The 15884-nt window shown below is 69.0% G+C and carries 13 protein-coding genes; 5 read left to right on the top strand and 8 right to left on the bottom strand.

Annotation, left to right across the window (positions count from 1 at the left end; translation table 11 throughout):
• The 3 genes from cydD to CA983_RS27175 all read right to left on the bottom strand — a co-directional run.
• A partial coding sequence (cydD, locus tag CA983_RS27185; protein ID WP_086603471.1) for a thiol reductant ABC exporter subunit CydD occupies nt 1-1154 on the bottom strand: 1154 nt, incomplete at its 3' end.
• A gap of 3 nt (nt 1155-1157) precedes the next feature.
• Nucleotides 1158-2162 (bottom strand): cytochrome d ubiquinol oxidase subunit II, encoded by a 1005-nt coding sequence (gene cydB / locus CA983_RS27180; protein WP_086603470.1) that lies wholly within the window; start codon nt 2160-2162, stop codon nt 1158-1160.
• Nucleotides 2163-2182: 20 nt separating this feature from the next.
• The gene (locus CA983_RS27175) at nt 2183-3691 is read right to left on the bottom strand and encodes a cytochrome ubiquinol oxidase subunit I (RefSeq protein ID WP_086603469.1); all 1509 of its coding nucleotides are present in this window, start codon (nt 3689-3691) and stop codon (nt 2183-2185) included.
• Nucleotides 3692-3832: 141 nt separating this feature from the next.
• Here CA983_RS27175 and CA983_RS27170 point away from each other — a divergent pair, with 141 nt between their 5' ends.
• Nucleotides 3833-4225 (top strand): cyclophilin-like fold protein, encoded by a 393-nt coding sequence (locus CA983_RS27170; protein ID WP_086603468.1) that lies wholly within the window; start codon nt 3833-3835, stop codon nt 4223-4225.
• Between the two features lie 45 nt (nt 4226-4270).
• Here the strand turns inward: CA983_RS27170 and hisC are convergent, their stop codons facing one another.
• Nucleotides 4271-5350 (bottom strand): histidinol-phosphate transaminase, encoded by a 1080-nt coding sequence (gene hisC, locus CA983_RS27165; RefSeq protein WP_086603467.1) that lies wholly within the window; start codon nt 5348-5350, stop codon nt 4271-4273.
• A gap of 431 nt (nt 5351-5781) precedes the next feature.
• Here hisC and CA983_RS27160 point away from each other — a divergent pair, with 431 nt between their 5' ends.
• From CA983_RS27160 to CA983_RS27150, 3 genes are all read left to right on the top strand, one after another.
• Complete coding sequence (locus tag CA983_RS27160; RefSeq protein WP_086603466.1) at nt 5782-6894, top strand: LacI family DNA-binding transcriptional regulator; 1113 nt, start codon at nt 5782-5784, stop codon at nt 6892-6894.
• A 280-nt stretch (nt 6895-7174) separates the two neighbouring features.
• Nucleotides 7175-8266, top strand: a complete 1092-nt coding sequence (locus CA983_RS27155) for a metallophosphoesterase family protein (RefSeq protein WP_086603465.1) — start codon at nt 7175-7177, stop codon at nt 8264-8266.
• 183 nt (nt 8267-8449) lie between these two features.
• Nucleotides 8450-9316: a hypothetical protein gene (locus tag CA983_RS27150; RefSeq protein ID WP_086603464.1), complete on the top strand. Its 867-nt coding sequence runs from the start codon at nt 8450-8452 to the stop codon at nt 9314-9316.
• Nucleotides 9317-9426: 110 nt separating this feature from the next.
• On the opposite strand, the gene CA983_RS27145 is transcribed toward CA983_RS27150, so the two are convergent.
• Complete coding sequence (locus CA983_RS27145) at nt 9427-10530, bottom strand: hypothetical protein (protein ID WP_086603463.1); 1104 nt, start codon at nt 10528-10530, stop codon at nt 9427-9429.
• A gap of 136 nt (nt 10531-10666) precedes the next feature.
• Nucleotides 10667-12451, bottom strand: a complete 1785-nt coding sequence (thiC, locus tag CA983_RS27140) for a phosphomethylpyrimidine synthase ThiC (protein ID WP_086603462.1) — start codon at nt 12449-12451, stop codon at nt 10667-10669.
• Nucleotides 12452-12705: 254 nt separating this feature from the next.
• On the opposite strand from thiC, the gene CA983_RS27135 reads away from it, so the two are divergent.
• A complete protein-coding gene (locus CA983_RS27135) occupies nt 12706-14442 on the top strand; it encodes a YibE/F family protein (RefSeq protein WP_086603461.1) in 1737 nt (578 codons plus the stop codon).
• 107 nt (nt 14443-14549) lie between these two features.
• Here CA983_RS27135 and CA983_RS27130 read toward each other — a convergent pair whose 3' ends face one another.
• Both CA983_RS27130 and CA983_RS27125 read right to left on the bottom strand, forming a co-directional pair.
• Nucleotides 14550-14984, bottom strand: coding sequence for an SsgA family sporulation/cell division regulator (locus CA983_RS27130; protein ID WP_031115219.1), 435 nt, complete (start codon nt 14982-14984; stop codon nt 14550-14552).
• 99 nt (nt 14985-15083) lie between these two features.
• On the bottom strand, nt 15084-15818 hold the full coding sequence (locus CA983_RS27125) for an IclR family transcriptional regulator (protein WP_279628472.1): 735 nt from the start codon (nt 15816-15818) through the stop codon (nt 15084-15086).
• Nucleotides 15819-15884: the final 66 nt, after the last annotated feature.

Raw genomic sequence — 15884 nt, 5'->3', positions numbered from 1 at the left:
AACCCCAGCAGGGCGTTGAGCAGCGTCGACTTGCCGGCGCCACTCGGCCCGACGAGGGCGACCGTCTCCCCGGGCTCGACAGTGAAGGACACGTCCGAAACGGCGTCCGCCGAACGCTCCGGGTACCGGACGGTCACGCCCTCGAAGGAGAGCGCACCCTCCGGCGCGGCCTCGGAGCCGGACGCCGGGACGGGCGTCTCCAGGACCTCGAAGATCTCCTCGGCCGCGGCGAGTCCCTCCGCCGCCGCGTGGTACTGCGCCCCGACCTGCCGCAACGGCAGATACGCCTCCGGCGCCAGGATCAGGATGACCAGGCCGATGTACAGGTCCATCTCTCCGTGCACCAGCCGCATGCCGATCGTCACGGCGACCAGGGCCACCGAGATCGTCGCGAGCAGCTCCAGCGCGAAGGACGAGATGAAGGCGATCCGCAGCGTCCGCATGGTCGCCTGCCGGTACTCGCCGGTGATCCGCCGGATCGACTCGGCCTGCGCCTTGGCCCGCCCGAAGACCTTCAGCGTCGGCAGCCCCGCGACGACGTCCAGGAAGTGCCCGGACAACCGCGACAGCAGCTGCCACTGACGGTCCATCCTCGACTGGGTGGCCCAGCCGATCAGCACCATGAAGACGGGGATGAGCGGCAGGGTGCCCACGATGATGGCCGCGGAGACCCAGTCCTCGGTGACGATCCGCGCCAGCACCGCCACCGGCACGACCACCGCGAGACCCAACTGCGGCAGATACCGCGAGAAGTAGTCGTCGAGGGCGTCGACGCCCCGGGTGGCCAGAGCGACCAGCGAACCGGTGCGCTGCCCGCTCAGCCAGCCCGGCCCCAGCTGAGCGGCACGCTCCAGCAACCGCCCCCGCAGCTCGGACTTCACCGCCGTGCTCGCCCGGTGCGCGGCGAGCTCGGTGAGCCAGCCGACCAGCGCCCGGCCGACCGCGACGGCGGCCAGGAGCAGCAGGGGAGTGGCGAGTTCGGACACCGTCATGCGGTGCTGGAACGCGCCGACCACCACCTCGGCGATGAGCATCGCCTGGGCGATGACCAGTCCCGCCCCGATCACCCCGAGGGCGATGACCGCCACCAGGAAGACCCGGGTGGCACGGGCGTACCGGAGCAGACGCGGATCGATTGGTTTCACGTGAAACACACCTCAGTGCACGGTCTCGGCGATGTGCTGCGTACCGATGCGCTTGCGGAACACCCAGTACGTCCAGCCCTGGTAGACCATCACGACCGGAGTGGCGATGGCCGCGCACCAGGTCATGATCTTCAGCGTGTACGGGCTGGACGAGGCGTTGGTGACCGTCAGGCTCCAGTCCGGGTTCAGCGTCGACGGCATGACGTTCGGGAACAGCGTCAGGAAGAGCATCGCCACCGTGGCCACGATGGTGAGCCCCGACAGGGCGAACGCCCAGCCCTCATGCCTCGCCCGCGCCGCGACCAGCGACACGACGAGCGACACCACGGCCGCGACCAGTGCGACGAGCGACGCCCCGTCGCCCCGGTCGGACTGCGTCCACAGCAGGAAAGCGAGGACCAGCAGGGCGGTCACCAGACCGACCCGCAGTGCCAGCTTCCGCGCCCGCTCCCGGATCTCCCCGACGGTCTTGAGCCCGACGAACACCGTCCCGTGGAAGGTGAACAGCGCCAGCGTGACCAGACCGCCGAGCAGCGCGTACGGGTTGAGCAGGTCCAGGACGCCACCGGCGTAGTTGAAGTCCTGGTCGATCTTCACGCCGTGCACGATGTTGCCGAAGGCCACACCCCACAGGAACGCGGGGATCAGCGAGGTCCAGAAGATCGCCGTCTCCCAGTTGCGCTGCCAGTGCTCCTCGGGCCGCTTGGCGCGGTACTCGAAGGCCACACCCCGGACGATCAGGCAGACCAGGATGGCCAGCAGGGGCAGGTAGAAACCGGAGAAGAGCGTGGCGTACCACTCGGGGAAGGCCGCGAAGGTGGCACCGCCCGCGGACAGCAGCCACACCTCGTTGCCGTCCCAGACGGGGCCGATGGTGTTGATCAGCACCCGCTTCTCGGGCCGGTTGCGGGCGAGCAGCTTCGTGAGCACACCGACTCCGAAGTCGAAGCCCTCCAGGAAGAAGTAGCCGGTCCACAGGACGGCGATCAGGACGAACCAGACGTCGTGCAGTTCCATGACTGTGCAGCTCCCTCGGCCTAGTACGAGAAGGCCATCGGCTTGTCGGCGTCACGGGAGTCGCCGCCGATCTTCGTGGGCGGGTTGAGGTCGGCCTCGGTCAGCTCCGGCGGGCCCGCCTTGACGTACTTGACCAGCAGCTTGACCTCGACGACGGCGAGGATCGCGTACAGCGTGGTGAAGACGGCCATCGAGGTGATGACCTCGGCCTGGGAGACACCGGGGGAGACCGCGTGACGGGTCTGGAGCACGCCGTAGACGACCCACGGCTGGCGGCCCATCTCGGTGAAGATCCAGCCCCAGGAGCTGGCGATCAGCGGGAAGCCCAGGGTGAGGATCGCGATGCGCCAGTACCACTTGGTGAGGGTCGGACCGAGGGCCTTCTTCGGCAGCAGCACGAGATGCGGCACCTCGTCCTCGCCCACCCGCAGATGCTGCGGCAGCATGAACTTCTTGCGGGTCAGCCACAGCCCGGCCAGACCGATGGCGAACGACGTCATGCCGAAGCCGATCATCCAGCGGAAGCCCCAGTAGGCGACGGGGATGTTGGGCCGGTAGTCGCCAGGCCCGTACTTCTCCTGCTCGGCCTTGTTGACGTCGTTGATGCCGGGCACGAACGAGGTGAAGTCGTCCTTGGCGAGGAAGGACAGCAGGCCGGGGATCTCGATGGCGACCTTGTTGTGCCCCTTGTCGACGTCACCGACGGCGAAGACCGAGAAGGGCGCCGGCTTCTCGCCGTCCCACAGCGCCTCCGCCGCGGCCATCTTCATCGGCTGCTGCTGGTACATGATCTTGCCGAGAACGTCGCCGCTGACCGCGGTGAGCAGACCGCCGACGACGACGGTGACCAGGCCCAGTCGCAGCGAGGTCTTCATCACGGGGACGTGCTTCTTGCGGACCAGGTGGAAGGCGGCGATGCCGACCATGAAGGCGCCGCCGGTCAGGAAGGCCGCGGTGAGCGTGTGGAAGACCTGGGCGAGCGCGGTGTTCTGGGTCAGCACCAGCCAGAAGTCGGTGAGCTCCGCCCGCCCCTTGGCCTCGTTGATCCGGTAGCCGACCGGGTGCTGCATCCAGGAGTTGGCCGCGAGGATGAAGTACGCCGACAGGATCGTGCCGATCGAGACCATCCATATGCAGGCCAGGTGGATCTTCTTGGGCAACTTGTCCCAGCCGAAGATCCACAGGCCGATGAAGGTGGACTCGAAGAAGAAGGCGATCAGGGCCTCGAAGGCGAGCGGCGCGCCGAAGACGTCACCGACGAAGCGCGAGTAGTCGGACCAGTTCATGCCGAACTGGAACTCCTGCACGATGCCGGTGACCACACCCATCGCGATGTTGATCAGGAAGAGCTTGCCCCAGAACTTCGTCGCCCGGAGGTACTTCTCCCTCTCCGTCCGCACCCAGGCGGTCTGCAGTCCGGCCGTGAGGGCGGCCAGCGAGATCGTCAGGGGGACGAACAGAAAGTGGTAGACGGTGGTGATGCCGAACTGCCATCGCGCCAGGGTCTCCGGCGCCAAAGCGAGGTCCACGTCGCCGCTCCTTACCTACGCTTGTGAAAGCGTTCACATTCACAAGCCATTATGCAGCACGGACTTTCGAGCCGTTGAGGGGGTCCCCCGGTCGCGGTCAACCTCTTGGCGCGGACTTCAACATATTGTTGAATCTGCGGCATGCAGACACGGACGCCGCTCCAGATACGGATTTCCTGGCCCGCAGGCCACCTCACCGCGACCCTCGACGACACACCGACCAGCCAGGCACTCGCCAAGACGCTGCCCTTCGTCTCGACCGCCCGGACCTGGGGCGAAGAGGTGTTCTTCGACACAGGACTGTCGGTTTCACGTGAAACAGACGCCCGGCAGGTCGTAGAACCGGGCACGGTCGCCTTCTGGACCGACGGCGACGCCCTCGCCCTGCCCTACGGCCCCACGCCCCTCTCGCAGGGCGGCGAGTGCCGCCTCGCGAGCCCGTGCAACGTCCTGGGCCGCGTCGACGGCGACCCCCGCCTGCTCGCGACCGTGCGGGACGGCGACCCGATACGCGTGGAGCCGGCCGGCGACTAGCGCCGACCGGCTCGCACAGCGGTTCCTTCTCAGCTCCTGGAGCTCTTAGAGCTCCTTGCGAAACCCTTCCGCCACCTTCAGGAAGATGTCGTTCGCCTCGGTCTCCCCGACCGTGACCCGCACACCCTCGCCCGGGAACGGCCGGATCACCACGCCCGCCTGCTCGCACGCCTCCGCGAACGGGACCGTGCGCTCCCCCAGCCGCAGCCACACGAAGTTGGCCTGGGTCTCGGGCACCGTCCAGCCCTGGGCGCGCAGCCCGTCGACCACGCGCGTGCGCTCACACACCAGCGAGCCGACCCGGCCGAGCAGTTCGTCCTCGGCACGCAGCGAGGCGATCGCCGCCTCCTGCGCGAGCTGGCTCACCCCGAACGGGACCGCCGTCTTGCGCAGCGCGGCGGCCACCGGCTCGTGGGCGATGGCGAACCCGACGCGCAGACCGGCGAGGCCGTACGCCTTGGAGAAGGTCCGCAGGACGCAGACGTTGGGCCGGTGGCGGTAGAGCTCGACACCGTCCGGCACCTCGGGATCGCGGATGAACTCGCGGTAGGCCTCGTCGAGCACGACCAGCACATCACCGGGCACCCGGTCGAGGAAGCGCTCCAGCTCCGCTCGCCGCACGACCGTGCCCGTCGGGTTGTTGGGGTTGCAGACGAAGATCAGCCGGGTTCGGTCGGTGATCGCGTCGGCCATCGCGTCGAGGTCGTGCACATCACCGGACGTCAGAGGCACCTGCACCGACGTGGCGCCGCTGATCTGCGTGATGATCGGGTACGCCTCGAAGGACCGCCAGGCGTAGATGACCTCGTCGCCGGGGCCGGAGGTGGCCTGGATCAGCTGCTGGGCGACACCGACCGACCCGGTGCCGGTGGCCAGGTGGGAGAGGGGCACGCCGAACCGCTCGGACAGCTCGTTCATCAGCCCGGTACAGGCCATGTCCGGGTAGCGGTTGAAGTTGCAGGCCGCCGCCGTCACCGTCTCCATCACGCCCGGCAGCGGGGGGTAGGGGTTCTCGTTGGAGGACAGCTTGTAGGCCACGGGCCCACCCGCCGCGGCCGGCTTGCCCGGCTTGTAGGTGGGGATCCCCTCCAGCTCGGCGCGCAGCTTGGGGCTCGTCTCGCTCACCGCAGTCCTCCTCGCGAAGACCGGCGGCCCATGACCGCCGCCGACATCCAATACTCCTCACCTTATGAGGATTCGGCGCCGCTGCGTATAGCCGCGACGGAGCAACGAACGCCGGCCTCCTGCGTCCCACCGGCATCAGGGGCATCGCTGTACGAAGGCGTATGAATCCAGGGGCGCGCCGCACATATATCTACGCGCCGGTGGTGCACGCCGTGGCGCGCATCCCCCGTGCAGGTGAGTTGAGACCTCTTCGCAACATCGGCCACTTGGCAGGCCCGTGCGGGCCGACAAGTCACCTACTGGCATAGGAGCGCTCAACGCCCTCGCTTTCCAAGGCAATTGAGGCTAAATGATCATGCAGAAACGTGCCTGTCAACGCGTGCATATGCGTCCGCACTACCCCACCGCATGAGCCCTACTATCGGCTCGCCATGACAGCAGCAGGGAAGCACCAGGTGAGCCGCGCGGAAACCTCACGTCGAGGCAGTCGGCCGGGTCGGGCGGGTATCAGAGACGTGGCCGCCGCCGCCGGAGTGTCCATCACGACCGTCTCCGACGCCCTCAACGGCAAGGGCCGGCTCCCGGACGCCACCCGGCGCCATGTCCGCGAAGTCGCCGACCGGCTGGGCTACCGCCCCTCGGCCGCCGCCCGGACCCTCCGTACCGGCAAGTCGGGACTCATCGGCCTGACCGTGACGACGTACGGGGATGAACCTTTCACCTTCACCGAGTTCGCCTACTTCGCCGAGATGGCGCGGGCCGCCACCTCCGCCGCGCTCGCCCGCGGCTACGCCCTCGTGATCCTGCCCGCGACCTCCCGCCACGACGTGTGGTCGAACGTCGCCCTGGACGGCACGGTCGTCATCGACCCCTCAGACCAGGACCCGGTGGTCAGCGAACTCGTCCGGCAGGGTCTGCCGGTCGTCTCCGACGGCCGCCCGGCCGGCTCGCTTCCGGTCACGGCCTGGGTCGACAACGACCACGAGGCCGCCGTCCTCGGCATCCTCGACCACCTGGCCGAGGCCGGCGCCCGCCGCATCGGCCTGCTGACCGGCACGACGACCGACACGTACACCCACCTGTCGACCACCGCGTACCTGCGCTGGTGCGAGCGCGTCGGCCAGGAACCGGTGTACGAGGCCTACCCGGCGCACGATCCGTGCGCGGGCGCGGTCGCCGCCGACCGACTCCTGGCCCGCCCCGACCGGCCCGACGCGGTCTACGGGCTGTTCGACCCGAACGGCACCGACCTGCTCGCCGCCGCCCGCCGCTACGGCCTGCGCGTGCCGGACGACCTGCTGCTGGTCTGTTGCAGCGAGTCCACCGTGTACGCCAACACCGATCCGCCCATCACCACGCTCTCCCTGAAACCGCGCCGCATCGGCACAGCGGTGGTGCAGCTCCTCATCGACGCCATCGAGGGAGCGGATTCTGACCGTCCGGTGGAGCAGGTGATACCGACGGAGCTGATCGTGCGCACGTCGTCCCAGCGGCGCCCGCCGCGCACGACGGTCAGCCCGCCTCGGTCACCCGAGGAGACGTAGACCGGTACACCCGGGCAAAGGGAAGTTCGCACTCCTGGGGAGAAACAGGGCCGGTCCCCCGGAGAGAAGGGATCGTTCTCGCGAAGAGAAGGAAAGCGAGGACGGTCACACGGTGGTCAAAGCCCGGCCCAATCGGGGCGAAAGCCGCGGTGAACTGGACTCTTGCTCTGATTCACCACCCCTGGGTCATCACATGGCGCGATCCGCATTCCTATGATGGGCCCACGACACCGACGGGCCGCTACGACCAGGCAGTCCGATGCGGTGCAGATGCGGCGCGATGGTGGAGGGGTCGATGACTCAGGGGGCCGGTCAGGGACCCGAGGTGGAGCGGACGGCGACGCTGCGCGACTTCCGGGTGCCCGCGTACGTCCACGAGGCCGGTCCGTACGTCCACAGCGCCCACCCCGGCGAGGTCGCCCCGCCGCCCGAGGAGACCTACCCCGAGGGGTACACGCCGACCGAGCGCGATCTGCCCGTGATCAACCGGGGCGACACCGTCCAGGTGACGGTCGACCCCGAGGCCGCCGCAGCTCCGCAGGCCGACACCGGGCAGGGCCCGCTGTACGTCGTGGGCGACGTGCACGGCTACCTCGACGAGCTGGTGGCCGCCCTCCAGGAGAAGGGCCTCCTCGACGCCGCAGGCAACTGGTGCGCGGGCACCGCCCGGCTGTGGTTCCTCGGCGACTTCACCGACCGCGGCCCGGACGGCATCGGCGTCATCGACCTGGTGATGCGGCTGTCCGCCGAGGCCGCCGCGGCGGGCGGCTACTGCAAGGCGCTCATGGGCAACCACGAGCTGCTGTTGCTCGGCGCGAAGCGGTTCGGCGACACCCCCGTCAACTCCGGCGCGGGCACCGCCACTTTCCAGGCGGCCTGGCTGCTCAACGGCGGCCAGAAGACCGACATGGACCGCCTCCAGGACCACCACCTGCAGTGGATGGCCCGTCTGGACGCCGTCGAGGAGGTCGACGGCCACCTGCTCGTCCACTCCGACACCACCGCCTACCTCGACTACGGCCGCTCCATCGAGGAGGTCAACGACACCGTCCGAGAGACGCTCACGCGCAACGACGCGGACGAGGTCTGGGACCTGTTCCGCAAGTTCACCAAGCGGTTCTCCTTCCGCGACGAGGGCGGCGCGGACGCCGTACGCACCCTGCTCGATACGTACGGGGGCACCCGCATCGTTCACGGTCACAGCCCGATTCCCTATCTGCTGGGCGAGGTCGGCTCCGAGGACGACGAGGACAACTCCGACCCCGTGGTCGAGGGACCGCACGTCTACGCCGACGGACTCGCCATCGCCATGGACGGCGGCGTGACCATGGCCGGAAAGCTGCTGGTCCAGCAACTGCCGCTGGGTACGTGAACGTTCACCGGGCAGGCGTTTGCCGTCACAGGACCGGACCGGTGAGGGGCCAATTTCGGTAAACCCCCTGTCACCGCCCACCTTCACGGCTCTACCATCGGCTTATCCGTAGCAGGCTCCCCTCCGTTTCTGCCCGACGGCTCGTCAGCATGCCGAGCCCCAAGCCCTACGGAGCATCGGGGGATGCACATGAACAGCGTTCCGCAGCACCTGCTGAGCGAGGACCGCCAGGAATACGAGCGGATCCTCGATGAGGCGCTGCGCTCCGCACCACACCGTCCGGAACTGGCCGCTGTCGGACAGCGGCTCAACCCCGAACAACTGCGCACCATGGCGCTGAACGCCACCGCGCTCATCACGGCGGCCGCGGCGACCGAATACCAGCACTACGTCAAGGTCCGTGAGGAAATGCGCCAGCCGGCGCCGTCCCACCGATCGGCCGTGCGCGAATCCGGCTCCTCCGAGCCGGACACGGGCGCGGCGGGCCTCGCCGCCACCATGGGCGAGGTCGCCGAGACCGCCGGCGCGGGCGCCGTCGCCGTCGTCGCCGTCCTCGCCCCCGTACTGGCCGGAACCGCCGCGGCGATCTTCCTGCTCGTCGGCTACATCCTCCAGATGCTCAACCCCGAGCAGGCGTTCGCCCGGACCATGCTCACCACGGGCTGGGTGTTCGGTGCCGTGACCGCGGTCGCGATCCTCGTCGCCGCGGTGGGACTGCTGATCACAGCCCTGGGCAACAAGCCGACGGCCGAGGGCGACCGGCACGGCGAACTGCAAGGGGAGGTGGACCGGGCCAGGGAGGCCTGGCGCGAGGCCCTGCTGGAACGCGGCATCCTGCCCTTCCTCCGGGAGGCCCTCGTCGACCCGAACTCGACCGCCGCGCTGCACCACACCTCCCCGTCCACGCCGGTCAGCCGCATGCCGCACCTCGGCTACGACCGCCCGGGTTTCACCAGCCCGGAGGACGGCAACCGCGGCTCGCGGCCGAGCTTCAGCAGCCCGGACTACACCAGCCCGGACTTCGGAGGACCGGAGCACCAGCCGGAGTAGCCGGCCGGCGCCCTTTCGCAGCGTCCGTCGGCTTGCGCTCCCGGGAGCAACTCAGGGAGCGCAAGCCGGACACCGGGCCCTGCGGCACCGGATCCATGCGGTCGGTGGCTTCACAGGCGGCGGAGGATCTGTGCCTCGACCCGCTCGACCGTGCGACGGCTGAAGGCATGCACCAGCGCGAGGTGGTACAGCGCCGGGGCCGTCGAAGCCCACCGGTGCACGCGGTCGTCGCGCAGCAGGTATCTGACCACCGTCGTCGGCCGGAAGGGGACGAAGTCGATGGTCTGATGCTCCCAGCGGTCGGCGACGCCCCTGCTCATCCGGGCTTGCAGATCCGTGCTCTTGAGCTCCCGCAACCTCGCGTAGAAGTGCGCGCTCCAGCCCCTCCTGTCCACGTCCAGCACGAAGGCCAGCAGCTCGAGCGTGTACTCGTGGGCCTCCAGGGACAGTTCCTCCCGCATGCCGCGGCGGGCCACCGCGTGCAGGTCCGGTGCGTTCCTCCCCGATGAGTCGATGTGGCGTGACAGTCCTTCGTTGACGGAGGAGTTCCAGACGCCCGGTGACATCCGGACCCGGTCGCTGCGCTGAGTCACCACGAGCATGTCGTCCGCGGTGACGACCGCGACGTTGACCCCCAGGCTGCACTGGAGGAAGGCCGGAGCCTTGAGCGGCGCGTCCGGGTCCAGATAGCGCGACCTGGGTGTCGTGCCGTCCGGGAGCCGGCGGTCGAGTTGCTGCGCGGCGAGGAAGGTGTAGTAATCGGTCGGCCGCAGCCTCAGGTGGACTTCGGGTCGCTCCTCCAGGGCCGTACGGGAGATGTCGAGGGATTCGACCGCGTACCGGGGGCCGTTCCACAGGGGTGTGCGTCCCTCGGCTTGCAGGCGCTCGCTCTCCTCGGCGATCTCGTCCCGCCAGCCGGCCATGTCCGAGGGCAGCCTCACCTCCTCGTCCAGTACGTGCACGTGGACGGTTCCGGGCGATATGGGCAGCTCTCCGTCGCCCTCGACGATCAGGGCGGACGTCTGGAGCGGGCCGAGGGAGAACGCCTGCCAGGCGGGCGCCGACTCGTCCCGCCGGCCCAGGCTGCGGATCGCGCTCGTCGAACGTCTGCGCAGGCGGTACCACGCGTCCTGGAGCGGCTGCTGGAACAGCACGGCGAACAACATGCCTAGTACAGCGCCCACGACGCCGTTGACCACATCGATCCCATCCATGCCGGCGACACTAGGGATCTTGGAGCGGACAGGCGACATCGTGCCGTTTCCGTTACGCGATCAGTGCCGCGGGCCGGATCCGCTCGACAGGCCAGGGGACCGGCGCCAACCGGCCCCCGGCCTGTGCGCGGACGGATCAGTCCGCGATGGGCAGGTACACGCGGTTCCCGCTCGCCGCGAACTCCTTCGACTTCTGGGCCATGCCGTCCTCGATCTCGGCCTGGGTGCCGCCGTGTTCACGGCGGATGTCCTGCGAGATCTTCATGCTGCAGAACTTGGGACCGCACATCGAGCAGAAGTGAGCCGTCTTGGCGGGCTCCGCCGGCAGGGTCTCGTCGTGGAACTCCCGTGCCGTGTCCGGGTCGAGGGCCAGGTTGAACTGGTCCTCCCACCGGAACTCGAAACGGGCGTCGGACAGCGCGTCGTCCCACTCCTGGGCACCCGGGTGTCCCTTGGCGAGATCCGCTGCGTGGGCGGCGATCTTGTAGGTGATGACGCCGGTCTTGACGTCGTCACGGTTCGGCAGGCCCAGGTGTTCCTTGGGCGTGACGTAACACAGCATGGCCGTGCCCCACCAGGCGATCATCGCGGCACCGATGCCGGAGGTGATGTGGTCGTACGCCGGCGCGACGTCCGTGGTCAGCGGGCCGAGCGTATAGAACGGAGCTTCATCGCAGATCTCCTGCTGAAGGTCGATGTTCTCCTTGATCTTGTGCATCGGGATGTGGCCCGGGCCTTCGATCATGGTCTGTACGTTGAAACGCTTCGCGATCCGGTTGAGTTCCCCGAGAGTCCGCAGTTCCGCGAACTGCGCCTCGTCGTTGGCGTCCGCGATCGAGCCCGGCCGCAGGCCGTCGCCGAGGGAGTACGTGACGTCGTACGCGGCGAGGATCTCGCAGAGCTCCTCGAAGTTGTCGTACAGGAACGACTCCTTGTGGTGCGCGAGGCACCAGGCGGCCATGATCGAGCCACCGCGCGAGACGATGCCGGTCTTGCGGTTGGCCGTCAGCGGCACGTACGCCAGGCGGACACCCGCGTGCACCGTCATGTAGTCCACGCCCTGTTCGGCCTGTTCGATGACCGTGTCCTTGTAGATGTCCCAGGTCAGCTCCTCGGCCCGGCCGTCGACCTTCTCCAGGGCCTGGTAGAGCGGCACGGTGCCGATGGGAACGGGGGAGTTGCGCAGCACCCACTCGCGCGTGGTGTGGATGTTGCGGCCGGTGGACAGGTCCATGACCGTGTCGGCGCCCCAGCGGGTCGCCCAGGTCATCTTCTCGACCTCCTCCTCGATGGAGGACGTCACCGCCGAGTTGCCGATGTTGGCGTTGACCTTCACCAGGAACCGCTTGCCGATGATCATCGGCTCGATCTCCGGGTGGTTGACGTTGGCCGGCAGCACCGCCCGGCCCGCCGCGATCTCATCACGGACCACCTCGGGCGAAACGTTCTCCCGGATGGCCACGTACTCCATCTCGGGCGTGATCTCGCCGCGGCGGGCGTACGCGAGCTGCGTGACCGCCTTGCCGTCCTTGCCGCGGCGCGGCTGACGCGGCCGGCCGGGGAAGACCGCGTCGAGGTTGCGGAGGCCGCCGCGCGGTGAGGTGTGCTTGATGCCGTCGTCCTCGGGACGGACGGGTCGGCCCGCGTACTCCTCGGTGTCGCCACGGGCGATGATCCAGTTCTCGCGCAGCGGCGACAGGCCCCTGCGGACGTCGGTGTCGACGAGCGGATCGGTGTACGGGCCCGACGTGTCGTACAGCGTGACCGACTGCCCGTTGGTGAGATGCACCTGCCGGACCGGCACGCGCAGGTCGGGGCGAGAGCCCTCGACGTACGCCTTGTGCCAGCCGATGGACTTTCCGGCCTCCTCGGACTGTGCGTCCTGAACGGAGGCAGGCGTGCGTGCGTCCTTGTTGGTCATGAGACCTACTCCCTACGCCGGCATTACCCGGTAACAGGTTCGGCGGTCGACGCAGCGGCTTCCGTCTGCCGACGTTCCGTGTGAAACATCACTCGACTTCGGTGATGTTTCATGTGAAACATCGCTGGGACGGAGGTCAGCGCCCTCTCAGCCCGGTGCTCCGAGCTCCCGCGTGTACAAAAGGTGCCTCCACGCTAGCGGCAATTCTGGCGCGGTGAACAGAGGGCCCCCCTCGTTCTTGGGATGATCGGTCGGTGACCACGACGCAGCGTCCTCCTTACCCACCGCCCGAACCGCCCCGCGGATCCGGCGCCGGCAACGGCAACGGCCGTGGGCACGAGCACGATTTCGCCGACCCCGGCGGGCTCGGTCCTGCCCGGGGGCAGGCGCAGGGGCACAGGACCGGCCCCGAGAACGGGCGGGGTGCCGGTCCATCCGGCCTGTCCGGTGCGTACGGTCCCGGCTCCGGAGGCTGGCACGGTCCCGGCCCCGGAGAGGGCGACAGGCCCGGCGGAGGCCACGGACACGGTGAGGGCGACGGACACGGCGAAGGCCACGGCCACGGTCACGGTCACGCCGGCGGCGACGAGCACGGCCAAGGCCACGGTCCCGGCGGCGGCCACGGTCACGGTGGAGGCGACGGGCACGGTCACGGAAACGGCCCCGGCCCGGCACCCGGCGGCGGCCACGGGCACTCGCACAGCCACGGTCCTGCCACGCCCGTCTCCCTGCACCTGCGCAAGGTCATCGCGGCCGTCCTGATCCCCTTCGCCGCCGCCGTGCTGATCGGTCTCGCCGTGCTGTGGCCGGGCGGCGCCCCACCGCACGAGCGCACCGGCGTCGGCTTCGACCGGCAGACGCAGCAGGCCTCGGTCACCAAGGTCGTGGAGGTGAGCTGCAAGGAGGCCGGCGCCTCGGGTGTCCCGTCGACCGGCGACACCTCCACCGCCGAGGGCTCCTCCGCGGTGCAGCAGGAGAACGGCACCTGCAAGCGGGCGACGATCCGGGTCGACAGCGGCAAGGACAAGGGCCGTACCTTCACCGAGATCGTCCAGCCGGATCAGTCCCGCCAGTTGGAAGAGGGCCAGGAGGTCGTGGTCGCCTACGAGCCCTCCGCGCCGAGGGACCTGCAGTACTCGGTCACCGACATCAACCGCCGTCTGCCCCTGGCGCTGCTCGCCGGCATCTTCGCCCTCGCCGTCGTGGTCGTCGGGCGACTGCGGGGTGTCATGGCCCTGGTCGCGCTGGCCATCAGCTTCCTGGTGCTGAACCTCTTCATCCTGCCCGCGATCCTTCAGGGCTCGAACCCGCTGCTCGTGGCGGTGGTCGGTGCGAGCGCCATCATGCTCATCGCCCTGTATCTGTGTCACGGCCTGTCGGCCCGGACATCCGTGGCGGTGCTCGGCACCCTCATCTCACTGCTGCTGATCGGCGTTCTCGGCTCGCTGTTCATCGGCTGGGCGGCGCTCACCGGTAACACCGACGACAACACCGGTCTGATCCACGGCCTCTACCCGACGATCGACATGAGCGGTCTGCTGCTCGCCGGCGTCATCATCGGATCGCTGGGTGTGCTCGACGACGTGACGGTCACGCAGACGTCGGCTGTCTGGGAGCTGCACGAGGCCAACCCGTCCATGGGCTGGCGCGGCCTCTACCGCGCGGGTATCCGGATCGGCCGCGACCACATCGCCTCGGTCGTCAACACGCTCGTCCTCGCCTACGCGGGTGCCGCCCTCCCGCTGCTCCTGCTGTTCTCCATCGCGCAGAGCAGTGTCGGGACGGTCGCCAACAGCGAGCTGGTCGCGGAGGAGATCGTGCGCACGCTGATCGGTTCGATCGGTCTGGTCGCCTCGGTGCCGGTCACCACGGCCCTGGCCTCGCTGGTGGTCTCGGCCGACCGCCCGGGAGTGCAGCCCGCCGTGCAGCCTGCCGTGGAGGCCGCCGCGGCCCCGGCACGCGGGGGGAAGGGCCGGCGCCGCAAGCGCTGACGGCTCTCGCAGTCCGAAGCCATATGTCCCACCGTACGGAGAAGCGTTCCTGCTCAGCTCGGCGGCATCCGGTGAAGCGTTCCTCCACCATGCCGCCGACGGATGTCTCAGCCGGCGCCCTGTTCCGCCAGGATGCGGTCCAGGGCCTCGTCGAGATGGGCGTCGAAGTCGGCGAGCGAGCCCTCCTGGCCCAGCGGCACCAGCTTGTCGGTGCGGTCGAGGAAGGCGACCAGCGGTGCCGTCGACGACCGGAACAGCGCCTGGTCACTGCCTACCTGAAGCCGGATCAGCACCTCGCCCAGCGCGTCCGGTTCGACGGGCGTGACCCGCACGTCGCCCTCCCCGCACGGCCGGCCGACCCCGTCGATCAGCAGCTCCCGGCCGAAAGCCCACGTCACCGGGGCATCACCGGGCAAGTGGAAGGTCAGCCTGACGGCATAGGGATCACTGGTCTCATAGCGCAGCTCCACCGGAATGCGGAAGGAGAGCTCCTCCGACACGAGAAAGCTCATCATGACCTCTGCCTGTACGGACTCGCGCATCGCTAACCCCGTCATTCGCCGTGGACTGGCCGGGAACGTACCTCTGACACTTGGTGGAATCTTGCTGAACGTACACAGCAGATCACAAGGAGTGAGTTTTCACATACTGATAGAGAGCGCGAGCGACCCGAGCAGACTCCCGATCTCGCTCTGCAACTGCCGGGCCGCCGGGAGCAGTCGGTGCTCCTGGTGGGCGGGCAGGGAGATGGCCATCGTGGCGGCCGTGGTGCCGAGGGTGAGCGGAATCGCCGCGCACACGGCGCCCAGGGCGTACTCCTGACGCTCGGTCACAGGTTCCATCCGCCGTACTCGCTCCAGACGGCGCAGCAGGCTGTGGTTGTCCCGCACGGTGTACGGCGTGAGGGCCTGCACCGGATAGCGGTCGAGGTGGTCCCGGCGGGCCTCCTCGTCCAGCTGGGACAGCAGGCACTGCCCGATGGCGTGCGCGTGCCCGGTCTCCCGGAAGTCGGCCCACTCCTCGACCGCGGGATTGGCCGGGGTGTCGGAGACGCACATGAGCTCGATCTCACCCTCGCGGTACACCGCGTAGTACACCGGCACACCGAGCGTGTCCCGCCAGCGCGCGAGGGCGTCGACGACCGTGCTGCGACGTTTCTGCCGTGCCCCGCTGCTGCTCAGCCGCTCGGCGGCCTCGCCGAGGAAGAACAGGCCCTTGTCCCGGCTCAGATAGCCCTCGTGCACGAGGGTGCGCAGCAGGTGGTAGGTGGTGGGCAGGGCCAGCCCGGTCTCCCGGGCCAGTTGCTTGGCGGGGGCGCCGTATTCGTGCGCCGCGACGGTCTCCAGCAGGCGCATCGCGCGCTGCACCGACCCGATGAGGGTCGCCGGAGGGGGTGGCGTCGCGGGAGGCGATTGCTCGGAGGGGGGCGCCGAGCGGGGTTG

The organism is Streptomyces swartbergensis, from assembly GCF_002148965.1.
GTDB classification, from domain to species: Bacteria; Actinomycetota; Actinomycetes; order Streptomycetales; family Streptomycetaceae; genus Streptomyces; species Streptomyces swartbergensis.
Note: the sequence above shows the minus strand (reverse complement) of the source record. Positions and strands in the feature narration are given on the sequence as shown.